Source organism: Lachnoclostridium edouardi (assembly GCF_900240245.1).
Taxonomy (GTDB): domain Bacteria; phylum Bacillota; class Clostridia; order Lachnospirales; family Lachnospiraceae; genus Lachnoclostridium_A; species Lachnoclostridium_A edouardi.
In genome coordinates, this window is sequence record NZ_OESQ01000001.1 from 1,025,720 (window position 1) to 1,043,381 (window position 17,662).

A 17,662-nucleotide genomic window follows, 5' to 3' on the forward strand; every position below is an offset into this window, starting at 1 on the left:
GCCTGTTCTGCCTTTCAGCGCTATTTATAAATGGTTTTTATTTTACCTGAATATTAGTAGTTCCTGGATTCTGAATTTTAATGGTTCCCCCGTAGGCGCACATAAGGCTGCAGGAGTTATTTAAGGCCGGCTTATTTCCCACCAGCACTGTAGGGGACCCTGGAACCCAAGGCCCTGGAATCACAGGTATACATGGCATGGGAGTAAGCGTCCCCAAAGCCGCCGCTGTAGCTGCGGCTACAGTAGGATTTGCCATGGAGCTGCACATGCCAAAAGGCATAATATTTACCATAGGCACATTGTCCATAATGCTGGCCAAAGCCATAGAGGACATGACCTTAGCTGCCGGCAGCACATTCAGCGTAGACGGCGCCATTCCAAAAGAACATTGAAGCATGGCTCCTCCCAATACACAAAATCCCATTGTTAAACCCTCCTCAGCCTTTTTTTGTTATTTCTGCTTCCTGTATTTCCATTTTTCCATTAATTTCATAACAAATCAGGCATAATTCCGCTTGTTCCATATCATTTGGCAGCAAAATTCTGTAATTTCCCTCTCTGTCTGTTCTTCCTCTGAAAGCAGGATAAATACTTGTATCTGCTTTTTTCAGATTTTTGGAAAAAGCTTTATCTATACAGCAGGTTCCGTTTTTTTCGTCTATTTTCTCAATTACTGTAAATTCTACAGTTTTTCCTTTTTTTCCTTCTGTGACAGCAGCCGCCCTACGGCCTTCCATGTAAGCTCCTCCTACATAATAAACAGGAAAAATAGTTCCGTCTTTCTGGGCATTATAATCCTTTAGAAAACGGACGGACTGTTCCTGGCTTAAAGGCACGGCCCATACCTCCATATCTCCAGCTGCTTCTCCCCTTACCTTGGCATACTTTTCACTGCCTGGGTAGCTATTGTTAGGAGACAGCCACACTTTATGAATCTCCAGCTGACTCTCGCTAATATCTATATGTATTGCCGCTTTTTCATAAATAGGGCTTTCAATCACCACATCTATTTCCTGATCTCTGCAGCCTGTTAAAACATAGTATCCGCCTTCTTTTACAGTAATTTTTCCTCCTTCCGGAAGGGAAAATCTTACTGCCCCCGCCTCTGCGCCTCTCCCTGTCAGCATATTGTGGAGGGAGAACACTGCCTGCACCTTTATGGTATGTCTGCTTCTTATCATCCTTATTCTCCATCCTTGTCCTGGAATACCAGATCCATTTCTCTAATTCTTGTAATAGTTCTTAATTTCTCTGACTCCAGCTCTACAGGAGCAACCCGGTAAAACAAAGAAGTGCGGTAAGGTTTCGACTGATCATTCCAGATTTTCATTTTTTCGTCTATGTCCATATCCAGCATGTCGATTCTTAAATCCATGCCTCCCAGCCCCTCTCCTACATCCTTGGCCGGTATGATCCGGTTGTCTGAAAGCAGCTGCATAGTTTTTCCTAAAATCCTCTGCTCCTGTCCTGCCCGGAATTTTAAATCGCTGGCAGAGTATGCTGTGATCATATAATATAAGCTTAAAAATACAGAGGGGAATTTCTGCTGGTCAGCGCCGCTGTTAATCATTCCCTGCATTCTGATATCCCCATTTTCCCTGATATCATAAAGGTAAATGCCCAGAATAAAATCTCCTTTTTCGGCAGGGCTGCAAAGACCTACGCTGTTCTGATCCTGAATCAGCTCCGGCACCAGGCCCTCTGCCAGCATATCTTTTATTTTTCCTCCCACTTCTGCAATTACTGTATATTTTCCCATAATCCAGTTACCTCTTCTCTTGATCTATTCCAAAAACGCTCCTGGTCCTGCCTGCATATCCCCTTCCCGGCTGTCAGTCTGGCTGTTTTCCTCACTGCTATTCTGACTGCTGCTCTGGCCGCCTTCCCCAGAATCCTGGCTATTATTTTCCTGACCGTCTTCCCCGGAATCCTGATTATCTTCCTGGCCGGCATCTTCAGTATTTTCATCTGCCTCCAGCTCTGCTTTGGAGGTTACTAAAATTCCGTTGCGGAATTCTCCTTCCTCCTCTGCTTTTCCTGTAGCAGGATCATAGAGAATGCCGGAGCCGCTGTATACTCCAAGGAGAAATCCTCCCTCATAAAGCACTGCCCCTGAAGCATCGTAAAGAATTCCCTGTGCATCATAAAGATTATTGCGGAATTCTCCTTCATATATTTTATAGCTGGTTACAGGATCATACTGAACTCCCTGGCCGCTGTACTGACCTGCCAAAAAGCCTCCCTCATAAATCAATATTCCCTGCGCGTATTCACGTCCGGTTCCGCTTCTTAAACCCTGGTCAAATTCTCCTTCATAAACCAGCAAGCCTTCTTCATCATAGCTTTTTCCCTGACCCTGAAACTGTCCTTTCTGAAAATTGCCCTGATATTCTATTGTGCCGTTTTCCCGGTAAAGAGTTCCCTCCCCCGTCATTTGACCGTTCTCATATCCGCCCTGGTATTTTACATTGCCGTTTTCATACTTTAAGGTTACCTGGCCCCCTGAAAATCCAGATCCTTCAAATATTCCGGCTGCAGTCATCAAACCATCCTCATAAGATTTTCCTGTGCCGTCCATTTGGTTATCCTTAAAACCGCCTCTGTATACTACCTGGCCGTTTTTATATAATACACCTTCACCCTCGTATTTTCCTGAGGCAAACTCTCCTTCATAAATCTTCTGGCCTTCACTGTACAATACTCCGGTTCCGGAATAATTTCCCTGTTCAAACTCTCCTTTGTATACTACTTGTCCCTGGCTGTCGTAGAGAACGCCTTTCCCGCTGTACAGCCCTTTGTCAAAATTTCCTTCATAATGTTTCTTTCCGTTTTTCTGGTACAGCACTCCGCTGCCCTCATACTCTCCTGAGGAAAATCCTCCCTCATAGCACACCATTCCCCCTTCATAGTAGGAAATGCCCTGCCTCTCATACTTGTTTAAATCAAAATTACCCTGATATTTCAGATCGCCGGAGGGGTAATAAAGCTCCCCGTACCCGCTGTACATTTCCATCTGAAATCCTCCGGTATAAATTTTATTTCCGTCATAATCGTAGAGCTGGCCGCTGCCTGTTAAGCGCCCCTCTTCCATTTTTCCTTCATACAGCACATTGCCTGTGGCCCTGTCTGTAAGGCGCACTTTTCCTGTATAAGCTACAATGCCCTCTGCATCCACAGGCATGGTTTTTACTAAATACCTGGACTGAATTACAGGATAAATGTAATTGATCACAAGAGCAGGCAGTACAATGGCTAAAAGTACCAGCAGATATAAAAGCCTTTTGGCAATATAATGCTCTCCAAAAAATACATAAGCTTTTAAGGTTCTGGGAGGCTCCTTCAGCTTTTTCACTTCCTGCATTACATCATTTGTAGCTCTTCTGGCAATGGAATTAGGCTGAGCCATATTTTTGCCTTTTCTCACCAGAGTAGTCACCGGCATCATAAAGGTTCTGCCCATCCGCCTGATATATGTATCCATACTGGATTTAAAATCTGATGAATTTCCAAATTTCATGATGCTTCTCTCCCATATCCCTTATCTGCTCTCCGGCAGATGCCTGAGGGCCAGATGATTCCTGTATTTTTAGTGTTCCGATTGAGTAATAATTATCAGCCGTCCCAGGTTCTTTGCCAACCTGTCTGATAGAAAGTACAAGATAAACCACAGCCAGAACTAAAATCCCCACCGCTGCAAGATTTTTCAAAAATCCCCCTGCCCGCTTTATTTTTTCCCACATGCGAAAAGCAAAGCTTTCCGGCTTCAGCTGTTCTTTTTTTCTGTCGGCCCACTCTCTGTATATATCTTGAAATCTGCCGTAAATTTCTAAAAGATTTTGAAATTTTCCATCCCTCAGATCATAAATCATAGTTTCCATAGGAGGAAAAGCCCTGATCTCCAGCTCCTCCCTGTAAAGCTCCCAGAAAATGCTCGCCAGCCCTTCTGTTCCCTGTAAAAAAGTACACTCTCTAAAACAATCTAAATTCTTTAAATCGTATTCCAGCCTTACCTCCAGGGAACGGCTGACTACTACCAGCTTAGAATCCATAGCAGCCTGGAAAAAATAATCCGGCAGGTCTAAAAGTACCATTTGTTCCAGCAGATTTTTTCCTATCTCCATCCGCTCTTTCAGGCTGCAGCTTTCTTCCAACTTTTTGGACAAACTTTCCCCTGTATTATGGACCATAACCAAATACAGATTTTGGGCGTCTGTAAAGAAATCCAGAAAATCTGTAAATGACTGGCTGTGAATCTGATCCATAAAAAACCTGATTTCATCACCGCTTACACTTTTTAGGTCCTGCCTGGCTATGCGGCAGTCTTTCTGTTCTTTTTCCTCCCGACAGATATACTGGACGATTTCTCCATCGCTTTCCCACTCCCGGATTACCCTGTATTGCTTTGAAAGATTGCGGATTATCATATTTCTACTCCCTTACTACAACAAACAATGAAGCTTTTATCTCAGGGGCTCCCTGACACTCGGCAGTCACCTCGTATACTCCCGGCATGTTGGGAGCTGTGTACATACCGTCCTGGCTGATAAAGCCCTGGTTATTTCCGGCTGTGCTCCATAATACCTGGGTTCCCGGCATTCCCTCGCAGACTGCCTCCAGATAACAAGATTCTCTAACTCGCATCTCCAATTTTCCCGGAAGTATATAAATTCTCTTTTCTTTGTCTCCTTCTTCCTCCTGTTCTGCCATTACTGCTTTCCAGTGAATCACTGCGTCCTGGCTGCTGGAAGCCTCTAAAAGTCTTAATCCAATCACAAAGGAGCCCTTTGCCATATCTGCTCTGGCAGCGATTTCCGCCCTGATACCCATCTGCTCAAAAACCTCCGAAGACCCGCTGTAAAGCATGTCCTCCTCCTGAAGGCTCAGTTCAATATGTACAGGACCCAGACCTAAACCGTGAAAAATTTCATGGGAGAAGAACCTTTGTCCCCGTTTTCCTCCTACGCCCAGATTTATTTTCACTGTACCCTGGGCCGTTTTCCACTGTCTTCCTTCTGTTTCCTTAGGCGCTCTGTCCTTTTTCTCTAAAACTACGCCTGAATCTAAACTGGATTTCTGCTTTTCCAGATTTTTAATTTCCTGTCTCAGCAGCTCCGTCATGCTCATAATCAGACAGCTGCTGTAAACATACTGATCAAACGGCATGTTTTCTACTCTGTCTATGACATAAGCATCCTCTGTCTTTATTAGATAGATTCTGCTTAAATAAATTCCCTGAGGATAATTATCCCTGACAGCTTCTACCATAGCTTCCTGGAAAAACTGCTCCTTCACCTGACTGATTCTGTCTCTGCACACTACCGGAATGGAAAATCCCTTTTCTGATGAAAGCTTCTTTTCCTCTGTTCCGTAACGGAGACAAAATCTTTGAGGACTTATTTTAAATTCTGCTTCCCCCTCTTTCAGATCCAAAGCTTTTAATCTGTATGTTTTCTCTGCCTTTCCCGCTCTCTGCAGTACTGTTTCCTCCACAGCTACTTCCATGGAGCCCCGACCGCCGCAGAATACTCCTGACAATTCTTCCGTAAAATTCAGAGAAATCATTGCCGGATTCCCCTTATTTTCAACTGTAACAGACATCTCAAATTCTTCATTTGCCTGCACAAATTTTGGATATTTCTGGATTACAGTAAGCTGGCTGTCCTGATAAAGAATTGTTCTGCTGTACATCAGGCTGTCCACTGTAAGAGATACCTTGTCCGGCTCTCTGTCCGTCAAATAAAGGCGGTATCCTTCTCTGCTTTTATCGTAGTCAATTTTGTCTGTTCTAAAGTCTCTTCCTCCAGCCGCATTATAAGCCGGCATTTTATCCTGCTCGTCATACTCCAAGCAAAGATACACATAATCTCCTCGCCTGTTTTCCATTACAGTTTCAAAACCATCTATAGTAGACAATTTTCTTATTACAGGAGTGTCAGAAACAATCTCCCTGCCGGCAAAATCTAACGCCAATCCTGCCTCCACAGAAATACTTTTTTCATCTACCTCTACAACCTGGAACCCGGCGGCTACGCCGACGCCGTGAAGAAAACGATTATGAAGTCTTCTTTTATCGTTCATATATCGCTGTTCCTGTATAAAATCCTGCTCTGTCAGCAGTTTTCCGTAGTAATACTGATTTCTGTCAAAGGGAAAATACTTTAAATTTTTCATTTTCTATCTCCTTCCTCCACTCCGCTTCCGATTACTGTAAATGGAATAGCCGACAAACCGTCCAAGGTCAACGGACGATACTGTCCCAGGCTGCTGTTAATTCCCAGGTAAGAATAATCTCCCAGAAAAATATACGGCTTCAGCGGCACAATTCTCACTTCCATATAAGCCGGCGCAGCTTCCCTCACCAGCCTTTCAAGGGCCTGATAATCTCTGGATGACGACAAATATTTTTCTTTTACCAAAAGCGTAAATACATTAGGCTCCCGTCCGTAAAGCCTTTCCAGCTCCATTTTTTTCTCTCCCAAAGCCTTAAATTCTCTTGTCTGCCACTCTTCCACAATGAAAGGTTCTTCTCCAGTGTAGAGAGCTACCATTTCTGCCAGCCCTTTTTTCGTTCCTCTTATTTCAAACAGCCGGGTAGCTTTAGAGGTAAGCTCTCTTAATTTTTGGCTGTTCCACATATAAATATTTCCGATGTCCAGCCACTCTGCAAGCCATGACAGAAATTCCTCTCCAGCTACAGCCGGCTCCAGACAAGAAGCGTCCTGCCTGATTCTTGTTTCCAAATCTTCGTACACTGACTGGAATATACTTAAATATCTCTCTAAAAAATCTGCGCTTTCTTTGTCCTTTTCATAAAGGCTGGGCAGAAATCTAAGCCATGTTTCTTTTGGAAAATAGACTGTCATATCCTTCAGCACAGGAAGCCCCCCGGTACCTGCATACAATTCTGCTGCAAACCACATATATCTGCCCTTAATATCAAACAGCAGCAAATCCTCCGGGTCCTGTTCCTCCATTTGCAAAAACGGCCTGAAAATTCTTTTTTTCTCTTCAGCAGATATGGTCTCAGACTTTATAATCTCCTCCACATCCATTTCCTGCTGCCCCACCAGAATTTTTCTGCTGTCCCCTGCATAAAAAAAGAAATTCACGAAAACGCCTAATGCCTCTGACGGAGTTCTCACAAATCTGTGCCATACAGTTTGATCCTCCCGGCTGTCTAAGATTCTGGAAAAAAATATCCCTTCTCCGCAATCTTCCTGCAAGGTCAGACCGCCGTTTTCCCATCGGCAGTTTTCCATATATCCTCTATTAAAATCCAACGGCTTATTAAAAACAAAATACTTCATTTGTCCACCCATCGTCCTTTAGTTGTTTACTACTATGCACTTTACGTCTTTTAAAACAGCCATACCTGTAGGAGGAAGAAATACGTCCCCGGTTCTGCTGCGTGAGATTCTGTTTCCCCTTGCCTCAATAGACAGCATATGAATTTTCGTAATACAATCCAGGCTGTCCAAACTGCCATATAAGCTTCCTCTGCTGATAAACGGACCAAATTTGCCTTCCATTTCCTTAAAAAATTCTGTTATTTTTCTCTGAATCTGCTCTCTGGCATGTAAGTATTCCGGCTTCACGCTGGCCTCCACATACACGCCGATTTCTGTATACTCTGGAGAATGAAGGCAGATTCTGGTTCCCAAAAGCCTTTTATCCTCTAAATAAGCCAGAATATTTTTCTTGTATACAGAGCTTAAAATTCCTTCCCCGTTTTCACAGTAAGGTCTTACTGCCAAATCTACTACATTGTCTTCCAAATATTTTTCTTCTGAAGAAGGCAGCACTTTTACAGCCTGCACTCTCAGACCCGGCGTTTTTTTCACCAGCTTCTCATAATCACTTTCTGACACAGCTCTCTCTGACTGTCTCATTCTGGACGCCGCTCTCAAAGCGCATTCTTCCATAGTCTCCCCGTCTGTTCCTCCTTCGCCCTCCTCCAGAATTCTGCAGATAATATGCTCCTTCTCCACTTCTTTTCCGGCTTTCATATTGCCTGCGCTTCCCGCTGTGCAGAAGCAGCTGACAATTCTTATTTCTGTTTCCGGGGCCATGCCGTGAAAACTGTCTCCAAAAATAATCTCCCCGGCTTTCTCGTCTACCTGGTAGCAGCATACCTCCGGGCCTACTGCGTCAAAATCCTCTACCTGCTCCCACATTTCATATACTCCCGGCTCAGTAAGGCTTTCCACTAAAATTATAAGCCCCTCCGACATAAAGCCTTCCCCGGGAATCTGAAACCTTTGCCCTGGAAATCCGTTTCCAACTCCTACACATCTTTTATCATAAAATTCAGGCAGATAATAACTGGTCCACACCGTTTCATTGCTTTCTGCTTTCTGTCCATTTTTCAGCAAACGGTATCTGCTGTTTTCTTCTATGTACTGTTCTGTTTTGCTTCTGACACTATCTTTTCTCTCCCCCTGCTTCCAGCAAGCCTTAGTTTCTTTTTGGAGCAGACAAATATGGCGGAAGCTAAGACCTGTAATTAAGGGAACCGTATCATACTCCTGTTTTTTCAGCAGTAATCTTAAAAAATATCCTTCTATTCCCTCTTCCCTTATTTTTTCCATTTCCCTTTCCAGGGAAAAACGAATCCCGCCGCTTTGTATCAGAGCCAGGCTGCTGTCGCAAATAACCTTTGCCCTTTTCCATCCTTCTCTGGTTTTGTATTCTACAGCAATTTCAGCTAACGGACTAAAATCCTTTTCCTGCTTTACCGGATTTCTTTTAATCCTGTACTCATCATACATTTGAAATGAAAGGCAGCACTCTTTTCCCGGTTCAATCGGCAAATCTAAACACATGAGAAACTGATTTCCCGCCTCAGGCTTTCTGCCAAAGGGATATACCATTATTTTGCTGTCCCGCCTTATGCTTTTCTCTCTGTGGAGAACACGTCCCTGGCAATCCTTTACAACAGCTGCCTGAATCCGGCTTTCAGGAAGATATTCTTCCCTTTCTGTCTCAAATACCAGATTTCCCGCCATAAAACGGCTTCCCTCAAACAGGATCACGCTTCCTTCTGGACCTTGGCTTTCAGCACAGCCGGACGCCGCTTCTTTGGAGTCATTCCTAAAAGCTTTAAAAACTTTCTCTTATGATGTTGGCCGATTTGGTCCATGTGAAATTGCTGAACCTCTTTTAAATATGAAAACATTTCCAGAAACGTAATGCCCGGGTCATGGTAATTGTAATCTGTCCACTCCGGATAAATTCCTGCAATCCTGCTTCTTGCCTCTCTGGCTATTTCCTCGAAACTGCTGTTATCCAGCTTTACCTCCGGCAGCATAGTCATCATCTCCTATTGGGCCTGTACCGTAATCCTGTGAGCGCCGCTTACAGGAAGTACATATGGGCACTGCCCCATTTCTTCCGGATTTACCTCCACAGTCTCCTGACCGTTTCTGATGCATCCTGTTATAATTAAATTTCTCACTTCTTTTACTTCTTCTGCATTTTTCAGCACCATATCAATCTGATTTCTGTCCGGCAGGGTTCCCACCTGCCATCCCTTTTCCAGGAAATTTCCGTTAATAGGATTTAAAAATTCAGATATCCTTTCCAGTACCTTACGGCGGCAGGAAAATATCTGCTGAAAATCTTCCACAATAATCTGCGCGCTTACCTGAATTTCCACAAACACCGGAGGCACAATGTGAAATCTTCCTCCTCCAATCAGGTTTACCGGCGCTTTATCCTTTAAAAATTCCATAATGGTCTGTCTCAGGCTTTGAAAATACAAGCTGCTGTTTTCAAAATCCTTTTGAACTGCCACAAGAGTTACATGGCCTGGTTTTCTTTCTCCCTGCTCTCCATATCCTGTAAAACATGCGGCTTTGCTGATAGAGCCGGCGGAAGCCAGAGCTAATTTTTCAAAGTCCTCCGGGGTTACAGCCTGAAATCTGTGTTTTAGCTGGCGTCCATGACGTTTCATGGCAGCCGCCCCTGATTCTCTGTCCCATCCTCCTGACAAAGGCAGAGGATTATCTGCCTTATTAATAAAGCCCGCCGTTAATTCCAGGCCTGTAATATGGCCCTGCAAAAAGTTCCCCGCCTGTCCTGCGCTTATAGAATAATCTACCTGAATTCCGTTTAAAACACCGGGCGCCGGCTGTTTTCTACTGTTCTCGTCTTTAAATTCCAATATTCCCTGATTGTGGTCCAGCCTGTATCCCCGCTCCTTTTTCCCACTTTCAGTCTCTTCCTCCCACAGCACCCAAACCTCTGTCTCGGCTCCGTCTTCGCCATATATAATTTTCAGCCTTTTTTCACTGTCCAGCTGATCTCTCTCTGTCCGTGACAGCCGCCCTGTCTCATTCACCCATACCTGGGCTTTATAAATAGACTGGTTCAGCAGGTGAAATCTTACGTCTCCCTCCGGCTGATCTAATGTAAAAAACTCCTGAAATCCTGACCGGACTGTATGTACCGCAGTTCCGTTTAAATAGAAAGCCTTGATCCACGGCTTATTTTCTTCTGGCTGACTGTACATGGCCTCTGTTTCATCTACAATCCGAATCCAGTAACAGTCCTGGCCGAAAAGAACTGACCTTTCCATGCCTAAAAGCCCGTTAAAGGTAATTAAGCCTGTTTGTCCTAAATTTCTTGTCTCATCTACAGGATGAAATTCCTGAAATCTTCCCTCTTTCAAATATTCCCATTTAAGGCGGGGCTGCCTGTCCCTGTTTTTGCTTTCTGTCACAGCCAAAATCTTCACAGGCCCTCTATTTAAAGGTTTGTAAAATCCCAGGTACAGCCCGGGCTTCTCATCCTCTGTCAACTTTATGGGATCATACCCATACAAGCTTCCCAGACACTCCTCTGACCGGATCAGCCGCTCTTTCATATTATTCTTTTCTATAAAATACTCAGGTCTGACCCCACCGTCTAAATAGCGGTACTGAAAACTGGTTTCTGACAGCACCGGACTGATATACTGTCCTGTTGTCTTAAAACTGTTAGCAGGAGGACTGGCTGATCTTTGAGAACACCCACGAAGCGATTGTAGATAAGGAAATGTGGGAGCTTGCACAGAAACTGCGAAAGACACCGAGACGCCACGATACGCTTGGCGAAGCCAATCCGCTGACTGGACTTCTGTTCTGCGCTGACTGCGGAGCGAAAATGACCAATCACCGTTCCAAAGGCGGTACGGAGAACAATCCCTATCCCTCTGATTTTTACGATTGCTCCGCCTACACGCTGGCACATCAAAAGCGCACTCATGCTTGCAGCGGTCACTATATTCGGACAAAAGCGGTCAGAGAGCTTGTTTTGGAAACCATCCGAACAGCCAGTACCTTTGCTATCGCCAATCAGGATGAGTTTATGAAAAAGGTGCGTTCTGCTTCTCAAATCAGACAGGCGGAAGTCGCAAAGGATACCAAACGCAAGTTGAACAGAGACCGTAAGCGTATTGCCGAGCTTGATACCATTATCAAAAAGCTCTACGAATCTTTTGCTATTGGGCGCATTACCGATGAACGCTTTGATACTCTGCTTGCAGAATACGAAGCGGAGCAGAAAACTCTTGTCACATCTGTATCGGATGCAGAATCGCATCTGTCCTCTTTTGAGGAAGATACTGACCGTGCGGCGCAATTCCTTTCATTAGCAAAGAAGTACACCGATTTTTCTGAATTGACTACTCCAATGATCAATGAGTTTATAGAAAAAATCATTGTCCACGCCCCGGAAAAGATTGATGGGGATCGAGTGCAGGAGGTTGAGATTTATCTGAAATTTATCGGACGGTTTGAACTGCCCGAACCGGAGCTGACACCGGAGGAGATCAAGCGGCAGGAACAGCTTCGCAGACACCGCATCAAGAGTCGGGAACGCTACCAAAAAATCAAGGCTGGTGAACACGCAGTTGGTCAGCCATTTAAGCTAATCTGTAAATGCTGCGGTGAAGAATTTGAATCTAAGCGGTCAAATACTCTGTTTTGCAGTCCGAAGTGCCGTACTAAATTTTACCGGCAGGAAGCGGCAGAAAACCGAAAGCGGGAATGTGTCTGCGAGAACTGCGGAAAAACTTTTACCGCTACACGGAAAGATGTAAAATACTGCTGTGATGATTGCAGGACGGAAGCAAACCGCAGGATGCAGAAAGAACGCAATGCTGCGAAGCAAATAAAAGAGAAAAAACCTGTATTGCTTGATAACCCGCCTATTAAAGAAAATGGACAAGAACAGAAAACCGCATAATAAATGACGCTGAAGGCGACTTGTGAGAATAAAATCTCATGAGCCGCCTTCTTTGCGTTTTCAGCCGGATACGGCAGAAAGGAATAAAATTTATGACAGAAAATGAAAAGAAACTTTTGCAGGCGAAGCATAGATTGGAAGAAGCACAGATGCGTGACCGGCAGAAAGAGCGAAAAGTACGGACACGGCGACTGATTCAGGAAGGTGCGATTTTGGAGAAAGCATTACCGCAGACAACACAGATGACTTTGGAACAGTTGGAGGATTTTTTGTGCGAAGTATTCAAACCAATCCGATGATTTTTATGAGCGACCGGCTATCGGTCGCTTTTTCTTTTTCCCGAAGGGCGCACTTACTCACCACCTGCAAAGCAGGCGGTGGTATCCCTCCCGTTGGTCGGGCTCGTGCGCTCCTCACGAACTGTCTTTCAGACAGTTCTCCAGAGGGGGCAGGCAATGTCGCAAGCGAACATTCCCTGTGCAGTCGGCTCTATATTTTGCAATATCAGCAAAACGATGAGGTGGCATATTGCCACCCCATCCCGCCGCCTGCCTGCGAAAACCTGCCACCGGCAGCTTTTACGCAGTTATGGGTATCGCATTTCCGGCGACACCCATTTTCTCTTTTCAAAAGAGAAACAGAAAGAAAGGACGGTAAAAACAAATGGCAATCTATCATCTGGAAGCAAAAGTAGTCAGCCGTGGTACAGGAAGAAGCGCTGTCGCAGCTTCCGCTTATCTGAGTTGTTCTAAAATCCTTAATGATTATGATGGGGTGCAGCATGACTACACCCGCAAGAAAGGACTGGTCTGGCAGGAAGTATTCCTACCAGAGTTCGCCCCATCAGAATGGAAAGAACGGGGCGTGCTTTGGAACGCCGTAGAAGAAAATGAAAAGACAAAAGACAGCCGCCTTGCCCGTGAATTTGTGGTTGCTCTACCGATTGAGTTGAGCGAAGCACAGTGGAAAAAGCTGCTGTTCGATTTTATTTCTGGCACCTTTGTAGCTGATGGGATGTGTGCAGATGTGGCAATTCACGATCCATACCCTCCTGGTCATAATCCCCATGCCCATATCATGCTGACAGTGCGCCCGTTAGATGAAAAAGGGAACTGGCAATATAAGACGCTGAAAGAATATCTCTGTGTGAAAAATGGAGAGGAACAAGGTTTTACTGCGGATGAGTTTAAGATAGCACAGACAGAGGGATGGGAAAAGCAATACCAGTATAAGGTCGGTCGCAAGAAGGTATATCTGCCACCTTCCGAAGCGGAGAATCACGGCTATGAACGAGCCAGCAAGCATCCGAAAAGCACCAAGTTCGGCAGACAGAATCCCATTGCCGAGCGTTGGAACAGCGAAGAACAACTTGTTTTATGGAGAGCAGCGTGGGCTGATGTGACGAATCACCATTTGAAGACTGCCGGACACGAAGAACGCATCGACCACCGCAGTCATGCAGATCGGGGCTTGACCGAGCAGCCCACCATTCACGAGGGTGTGGTTGCAAGAGCATTGGAGAAAAAGGGGATTGTTTCTGACCGCTGTGAGTTGAATCGTCAGATTAAGGCAGACAACGCCCTTCTGCGGGAATTGAAAACAACAGTGAAAAAGCTGATGCAGGCAGTCAAAGTATCTATTCCTGCGCTTGCAGAAGCAATGGAGTCCTTACGGGCGAACATGGTTATTTTCCGCTATCAGATTCGCTATGCCGGTTTTGGAAAACACAAATTATCGGAAAGCCTGAATGTGTTGAAGCCCGATCTGGAGCGCTATACCTTATTGGCACAGCAGATTAAAAATAAGACCAAAGAACGGAAAACGCTGTTGGCAGAGAAGAAAGCGACACCATTTTATCAGTTTGTTGCTCATAATGATTTGGCAAAACAGATTGCCGAACTGACGGAAGACTTGGAAGAACTGAAATCCGAAAAGACGATGCTCCTCAGTTCATTTGATTGTAGTGAGGATACCGGAATTGCTGAGGTCAAAAAGAGTGTTGCGGCTATGGAAGGAAATTTGAAGCGGCTGACAAAGCAGGAAGAAAAATATGCTGCCGAGTTGGAGGATGCCTTAAAGCAGTTCTCGGAATTAAGGGAGCAGGCAAAAGATGTGGATTCAGCAGAACTCTCCGAACAGCGAATCGCCTTACAGGGGGAGAAGATTCAATCTGCCACTTCCAAAATCAAAGCGGCATATGGAGAAAAATTTGATCCGCTTATTCTGTTTGACAGCAAGCGTGATGTTTCTGAATTATTGGAAGAAAAAACAGAGGTACAATCTGTTCGTGAGCATTTGCGTGAAAAACAGGTGCAGACTTCCGAGCGTAAAAAAACTTCAAAGAAACACGAGCAGGAACGGTAAAATCCCGTTCCCGCCCGCTGATTTTTATAGAAGATCATTTAATAAGTTCATACACTTGACCTTCTGTTGGAGATTTGCGCTGCCATAGACATTCAGCGTGAAGGAGACATTTTTATGCCCTAAAATCTCCGAAAGAGATTTAATGTCAAACTCCGGTATCTCGATTGCCCGTACTGCGAAAGTGTGCCGGATTTCGTGGAATTTTACCTTTTGCAGCCCATTTCGTTTCAGAAAACGGGAAAAGAACTGCCGGTATGTGCGAGGTTCTGTTGGCTTCGTCTTACCAGTCAAGAAGTAATGGTTGGGGTTTTCTGTATAGAACTTCTTGATAATGTTCATCAGCAATGACGGTACAGGAATTGTTCGAGCTGATGTCTTGGTCTTCGGTGGTCCTATGTGTAGATAGGACTCTCCTTTTTTCTTGTCATAAATGCGTTGGACGGTTTTGTTGATGCTGATAGTTTTATCCGTCAGCGAGATGTCTTTCATTTGCAAGCCGCAGAGTTCTCCGATCCGTACACCGGTAAACAGTGCGATGAGTATGCCAGCGGTCTTCCTGTTCAGGTTCATGTAGATGCACTGAATCAGAGCTTGCTCTTGATCCTTAGACAGAGAGACCACCTTTTTGATGCCTAACTCTTTAGGGTACTCAATCAAGTCCCAGTTGAGCAACGGTATTGCTCTCTCTTTGTAGGCATATTCCATAGCAAGACGCAACACAAGAATCACATCTCGTATGGTCTTTACAGTGAGACCGCCAGACTTATCCAGCCGTCCGGACTCGTAGAGATACGATATGTAGCTCTGAATGTCCTGTTCGGTGATGCTGCCAATCTTCCGTTTGCCGAAGTGCGGTATTAAATGATTTTCGGCTATCAGCGTGAAGCTGGCATGGGTTGACGGTGTGATCATTGGCTTCTTTTGATTTAACCAAGTGTTCAACAGCGTCTTGAATTGTGTATTGTTAGTCATATTGACCACCTCCACGGATATTATCTGATGGAGGAATAATCAGGGCATTATAAACCTCAAGTAACGGTCTCGAAAAGCGTCCGAAGCTTCGCTTTCCGGGCTTTGATAAGCCGTATATATTACATCGCATCGGGGACATATACGCCGAGCGTAGTGAGCGTGAGGCGGCTGATATGGAGCTGCTTTCTGTTACAATGAATGATGGAGTTATGCAGCGTTCCGAAATTGAGGGGAAAGACAACTCAAGAGAAGATAAAAGCAACTACAAGGTTGTCCGCAAGGGAGATATGGTCTATAACTCGATGAGGATGTGGCAAGGAGCGAATGGCGTGTCTTCTTATGACGGTATCGTCAGCCCTGCCTACACTGTTCTCACGGCAAAGGTCTCTATCTGTAATGAGTATTTCGCAGCTCTTTTCAAGAACTATAAACTGATCAACGAGTTCAGAAAGAACTCACAGGGGATGACCTCCGATACATGGAACTTGAAATATCCGCAAATAGAAACAATCAAGGTTTATTTACCGGAAGTTGCAGAGCAGGAAAAAGTAGCCTCTATGCTCGTTACCCTCGACAAAAGAATCGCAGCACAAGTAACGCTTGTCGAACAGCTCAAGAAGTATAAAAGAGGATTGCTTAACAAGGTTTTTTCAAATATCAATGGAAATATATACCCGACAGTCTATTTATCCGAAGTTGCTGATTTTTTACAGGGACTTACATATAGTCCAAGTGATGTTTCAGTTGCGGGGTATCTTGTTTTAAGGTCATCCAACATTCAAAATGGAGTGCTGTCTTTTGATGACTGCGTCTATGTAGACAAGAAAGTGGATGAGAGCTTACAAGTAAAATGTGATGATGTCATTATGTGTGTACGAAATGGCAGCAAAAAGCTTGTTGGAAAAACTGCACTAATTCCAAACAATATGGCTATGACAACATGGGGCGCATTTATGATGATAATTCGTAGCAAGCTAAATGATACTTATATCTTTCATTACTTAAATAGCCAAATGTTTTTTTCTCAAGTTTTTAAGGACACGGGTACAGCAACGATCAATCAGATAACCAAAGGAATCCTTAATGAATGCAAGTTGCCTCTTCCTCCCGAAACGGCAAGAAAACAAATTTCAAAAATGCTTTCTTCATTTGATGTAAAAATCCAAAATGCGGAGATGTGCTTGACTACATTGGTGGAACTAAAAAAGGCTCTTTTGCAACAACTCTTTATATAAAGAGCTGCTGCAATAATGCCACTCGAATAGATTTTAGGGATTCATACTGAGAAAGTTCAGTTTGAAATCGACTTTCCAAGCAGTCAAGGAGCTTAGCTATTTTTAGCTGTGCCTCTTTTGAGGGAATAATAACCGGTATTCCCATCAAGAGATCATCCGTCATTGAAACTCTATCATGCCGAACACCTTGCGATCCGTTATCGTAAATATACCGATACCAAGCATCGCTCTTAAAATACCATGCAAGATAGGATGGCTCTATATCTGCTTGTAACACCAGACAAGTATATAGTGGAGAAATGATGCCTCTTTCTTTTCGCTCATATCGGTTGAAAGGACCGTAAGGAGCTGTGTTAGACTTTCTCGGATTATAAACAAAGTCACCTTGCTCAATAACATAATAATTTGATGTGTTTCCATCAACCGCTATATCTTTGTCGAAGAAGTCCCGTTGTGGAATCAAGCCATACTCTGCGGAGTTTGTAATGACATTTTTGATTTCGCTCTTGTTATTTCTTCGAGAAACCTTCTTGAAAATTGCAGATAGTTTCACTGTTTCAAAGCCTGATGGCGAGACCACAGACATATTGCGGAATATCCTCTGCATGACACCTCTTTTATACTTCTGACTAAGTACGCAGAATAGCTATATGAAAGACGAAAATCCCTTGCAATAGCGGAAACTCTCTGCTACTGCAAGGGATTTTGCTTTAAGTTCTTGCTACTATTCAGTTGTAAAATAGACCTCAAGTAACGGTCTCGAAAAGCGTCCGAAACTTCGCTTTCCGGGCTTTGATGAGCCGTGGAAACCGATAGCCTTTGGTGATCTTGTTCATGAATATAGTGATCGCACAAAAGAAGAGGAC

At 44.3% G+C, this 17,662-nt stretch carries 17 protein-coding genes; 5 read left to right on the forward strand and 12 right to left on the reverse strand.

Annotation, left to right across the window (positions count from 1 at the left end; genetic code table 11):
* Positions 1-37: 37 nt before the first annotated feature.
* The 10 genes from C1A07_RS04740 to C1A07_RS04785 are packed head-to-tail and all read right to left on the reverse strand — an operon-like array spanning position 38 to position 10,942.
* Positions 38-424, reverse strand: a complete 387-nt coding sequence (locus tag C1A07_RS04740) for a DUF4280 domain-containing protein (RefSeq protein ID WP_101876088.1) — start codon at positions 422-424, stop codon at positions 38-40.
* 13 nt (positions 425-437) lie between these two features.
* The gene (locus C1A07_RS04745) at positions 438-1,181 is read right to left on the reverse strand and encodes a hypothetical protein (RefSeq protein WP_101876089.1); all 744 of its coding nucleotides are present in this window, start codon (positions 1,179-1,181) and stop codon (positions 438-440) included.
* Between the two features lie 2 nt (positions 1,182-1,183).
* Positions 1,184-1,759, reverse strand: coding sequence for a DUF4255 domain-containing protein (locus tag C1A07_RS04750; protein ID WP_101876090.1), 576 nt, complete (start codon positions 1,757-1,759; stop codon positions 1,184-1,186).
* A gap of 24 nt (positions 1,760-1,783) precedes the next feature.
* Positions 1,784-3,517, reverse strand: a complete 1,734-nt coding sequence (locus C1A07_RS04755) for an MORN repeat-containing protein (RefSeq protein ID WP_101876091.1) — start codon at positions 3,515-3,517, stop codon at positions 1,784-1,786.
* Positions 3,489-4,424 carry a hypothetical protein gene (locus C1A07_RS04760; protein WP_101876092.1) on the reverse strand — a complete coding sequence of 312 codons (936 nt, stop codon included), beginning with the start codon at positions 4,422-4,424 and terminating at the stop codon, positions 3,489-3,491. Before C1A07_RS04760 ends, C1A07_RS04755 begins: the two co-directional genes overlap by 29 nt.
* A gap of 4 nt (positions 4,425-4,428) precedes the next feature.
* Positions 4,429-6,171, reverse strand: coding sequence for a hypothetical protein (locus C1A07_RS04765; RefSeq protein ID WP_101876093.1), 1,743 nt, complete (start codon positions 6,169-6,171; stop codon positions 4,429-4,431).
* Positions 6,168-7,307, reverse strand: a complete 1,140-nt coding sequence (locus C1A07_RS04770) for a phage tail protein (RefSeq protein WP_180952178.1) — start codon at positions 7,305-7,307, stop codon at positions 6,168-6,170. Before C1A07_RS04770 ends, C1A07_RS04765 begins: the two co-directional genes overlap by 4 nt.
* A gap of 18 nt (positions 7,308-7,325) precedes the next feature.
* Positions 7,326-9,032, reverse strand: coding sequence for a baseplate J/gp47 family protein (locus C1A07_RS04775; RefSeq protein WP_101876095.1), 1,707 nt, complete (start codon positions 9,030-9,032; stop codon positions 7,326-7,328).
* A complete protein-coding gene (locus tag C1A07_RS04780) occupies positions 9,029-9,307 on the reverse strand; it encodes a hypothetical protein (protein WP_101876096.1) in 279 nt (92 codons plus the stop codon). The genes C1A07_RS04775 and C1A07_RS04780 overlap by 4 nt, the downstream gene beginning before the upstream one ends.
* A 12-nt stretch (positions 9,308-9,319) precedes the next feature.
* Positions 9,320-10,942, reverse strand: a complete 1,623-nt coding sequence (locus C1A07_RS04785; protein WP_101876097.1) for a baseplate J/gp47 family protein — start codon at positions 10,940-10,942, stop codon at positions 9,320-9,322.
* 53 nt (positions 10,943-10,995) lie between these two features.
* Between C1A07_RS04785 and C1A07_RS04790 the strand changes: the two genes are divergently transcribed.
* From C1A07_RS04790 to mobQ, 4 genes are all read left to right on the forward strand, one after another.
* Positions 10,996-12,225: a DUF4368 domain-containing protein gene (locus C1A07_RS04790; RefSeq protein ID WP_330399589.1), complete on the forward strand. Its 1,230-nt coding sequence runs from the start codon at positions 10,996-10,998 to the stop codon at positions 12,223-12,225.
* 92 nt (positions 12,226-12,317) lie between these two features.
* A complete protein-coding gene (locus tag C1A07_RS04795) occupies positions 12,318-12,524 on the forward strand; it encodes a DUF3847 domain-containing protein (RefSeq protein WP_101876098.1) in 207 nt (68 codons plus the stop codon).
* Positions 12,497-12,919, forward strand: coding sequence for a hypothetical protein (locus C1A07_RS04800; protein ID WP_101876099.1), 423 nt, complete (start codon positions 12,497-12,499; stop codon positions 12,917-12,919). The genes C1A07_RS04795 and C1A07_RS04800 overlap by 28 nt, the downstream gene beginning before the upstream one ends.
* Complete coding sequence (gene mobQ / locus C1A07_RS04805) at positions 12,889-14,589, forward strand: MobQ family relaxase (RefSeq protein WP_101876100.1); 1,701 nt, start codon at positions 12,889-12,891, stop codon at positions 14,587-14,589. Before C1A07_RS04800 ends, mobQ begins: the two co-directional genes overlap by 31 nt.
* Positions 14,590-14,613: 24 nt before the next feature.
* Here mobQ and C1A07_RS04810 read toward each other — a convergent pair whose 3' ends face one another.
* Positions 14,614-15,561 carry a tyrosine-type recombinase/integrase gene (locus C1A07_RS04810; protein ID WP_101876101.1) on the reverse strand — a complete coding sequence of 316 codons (948 nt, stop codon included), beginning with the start codon at positions 15,559-15,561 and terminating at the stop codon, positions 14,614-14,616.
* Between the two features lie 173 nt (positions 15,562-15,734).
* Between C1A07_RS04810 and C1A07_RS04815 the strand changes: the two genes are divergently transcribed.
* Complete coding sequence (locus C1A07_RS04815) at positions 15,735-16,796, forward strand: restriction endonuclease subunit S (RefSeq protein ID WP_180952179.1); 1,062 nt, start codon at positions 15,735-15,737, stop codon at positions 16,794-16,796.
* On the opposite strand, the gene C1A07_RS04820 is transcribed toward C1A07_RS04815, so the two are convergent.
* Positions 16,789-17,403, reverse strand: a complete 615-nt coding sequence (locus C1A07_RS04820; RefSeq protein ID WP_242972250.1) for a restriction endonuclease subunit S — start codon at positions 17,401-17,403, stop codon at positions 16,789-16,791. The genes C1A07_RS04815 and C1A07_RS04820 overlap by 8 nt on opposite strands.
* Positions 17,404-17,662 lie beyond the last annotated feature (259 nt).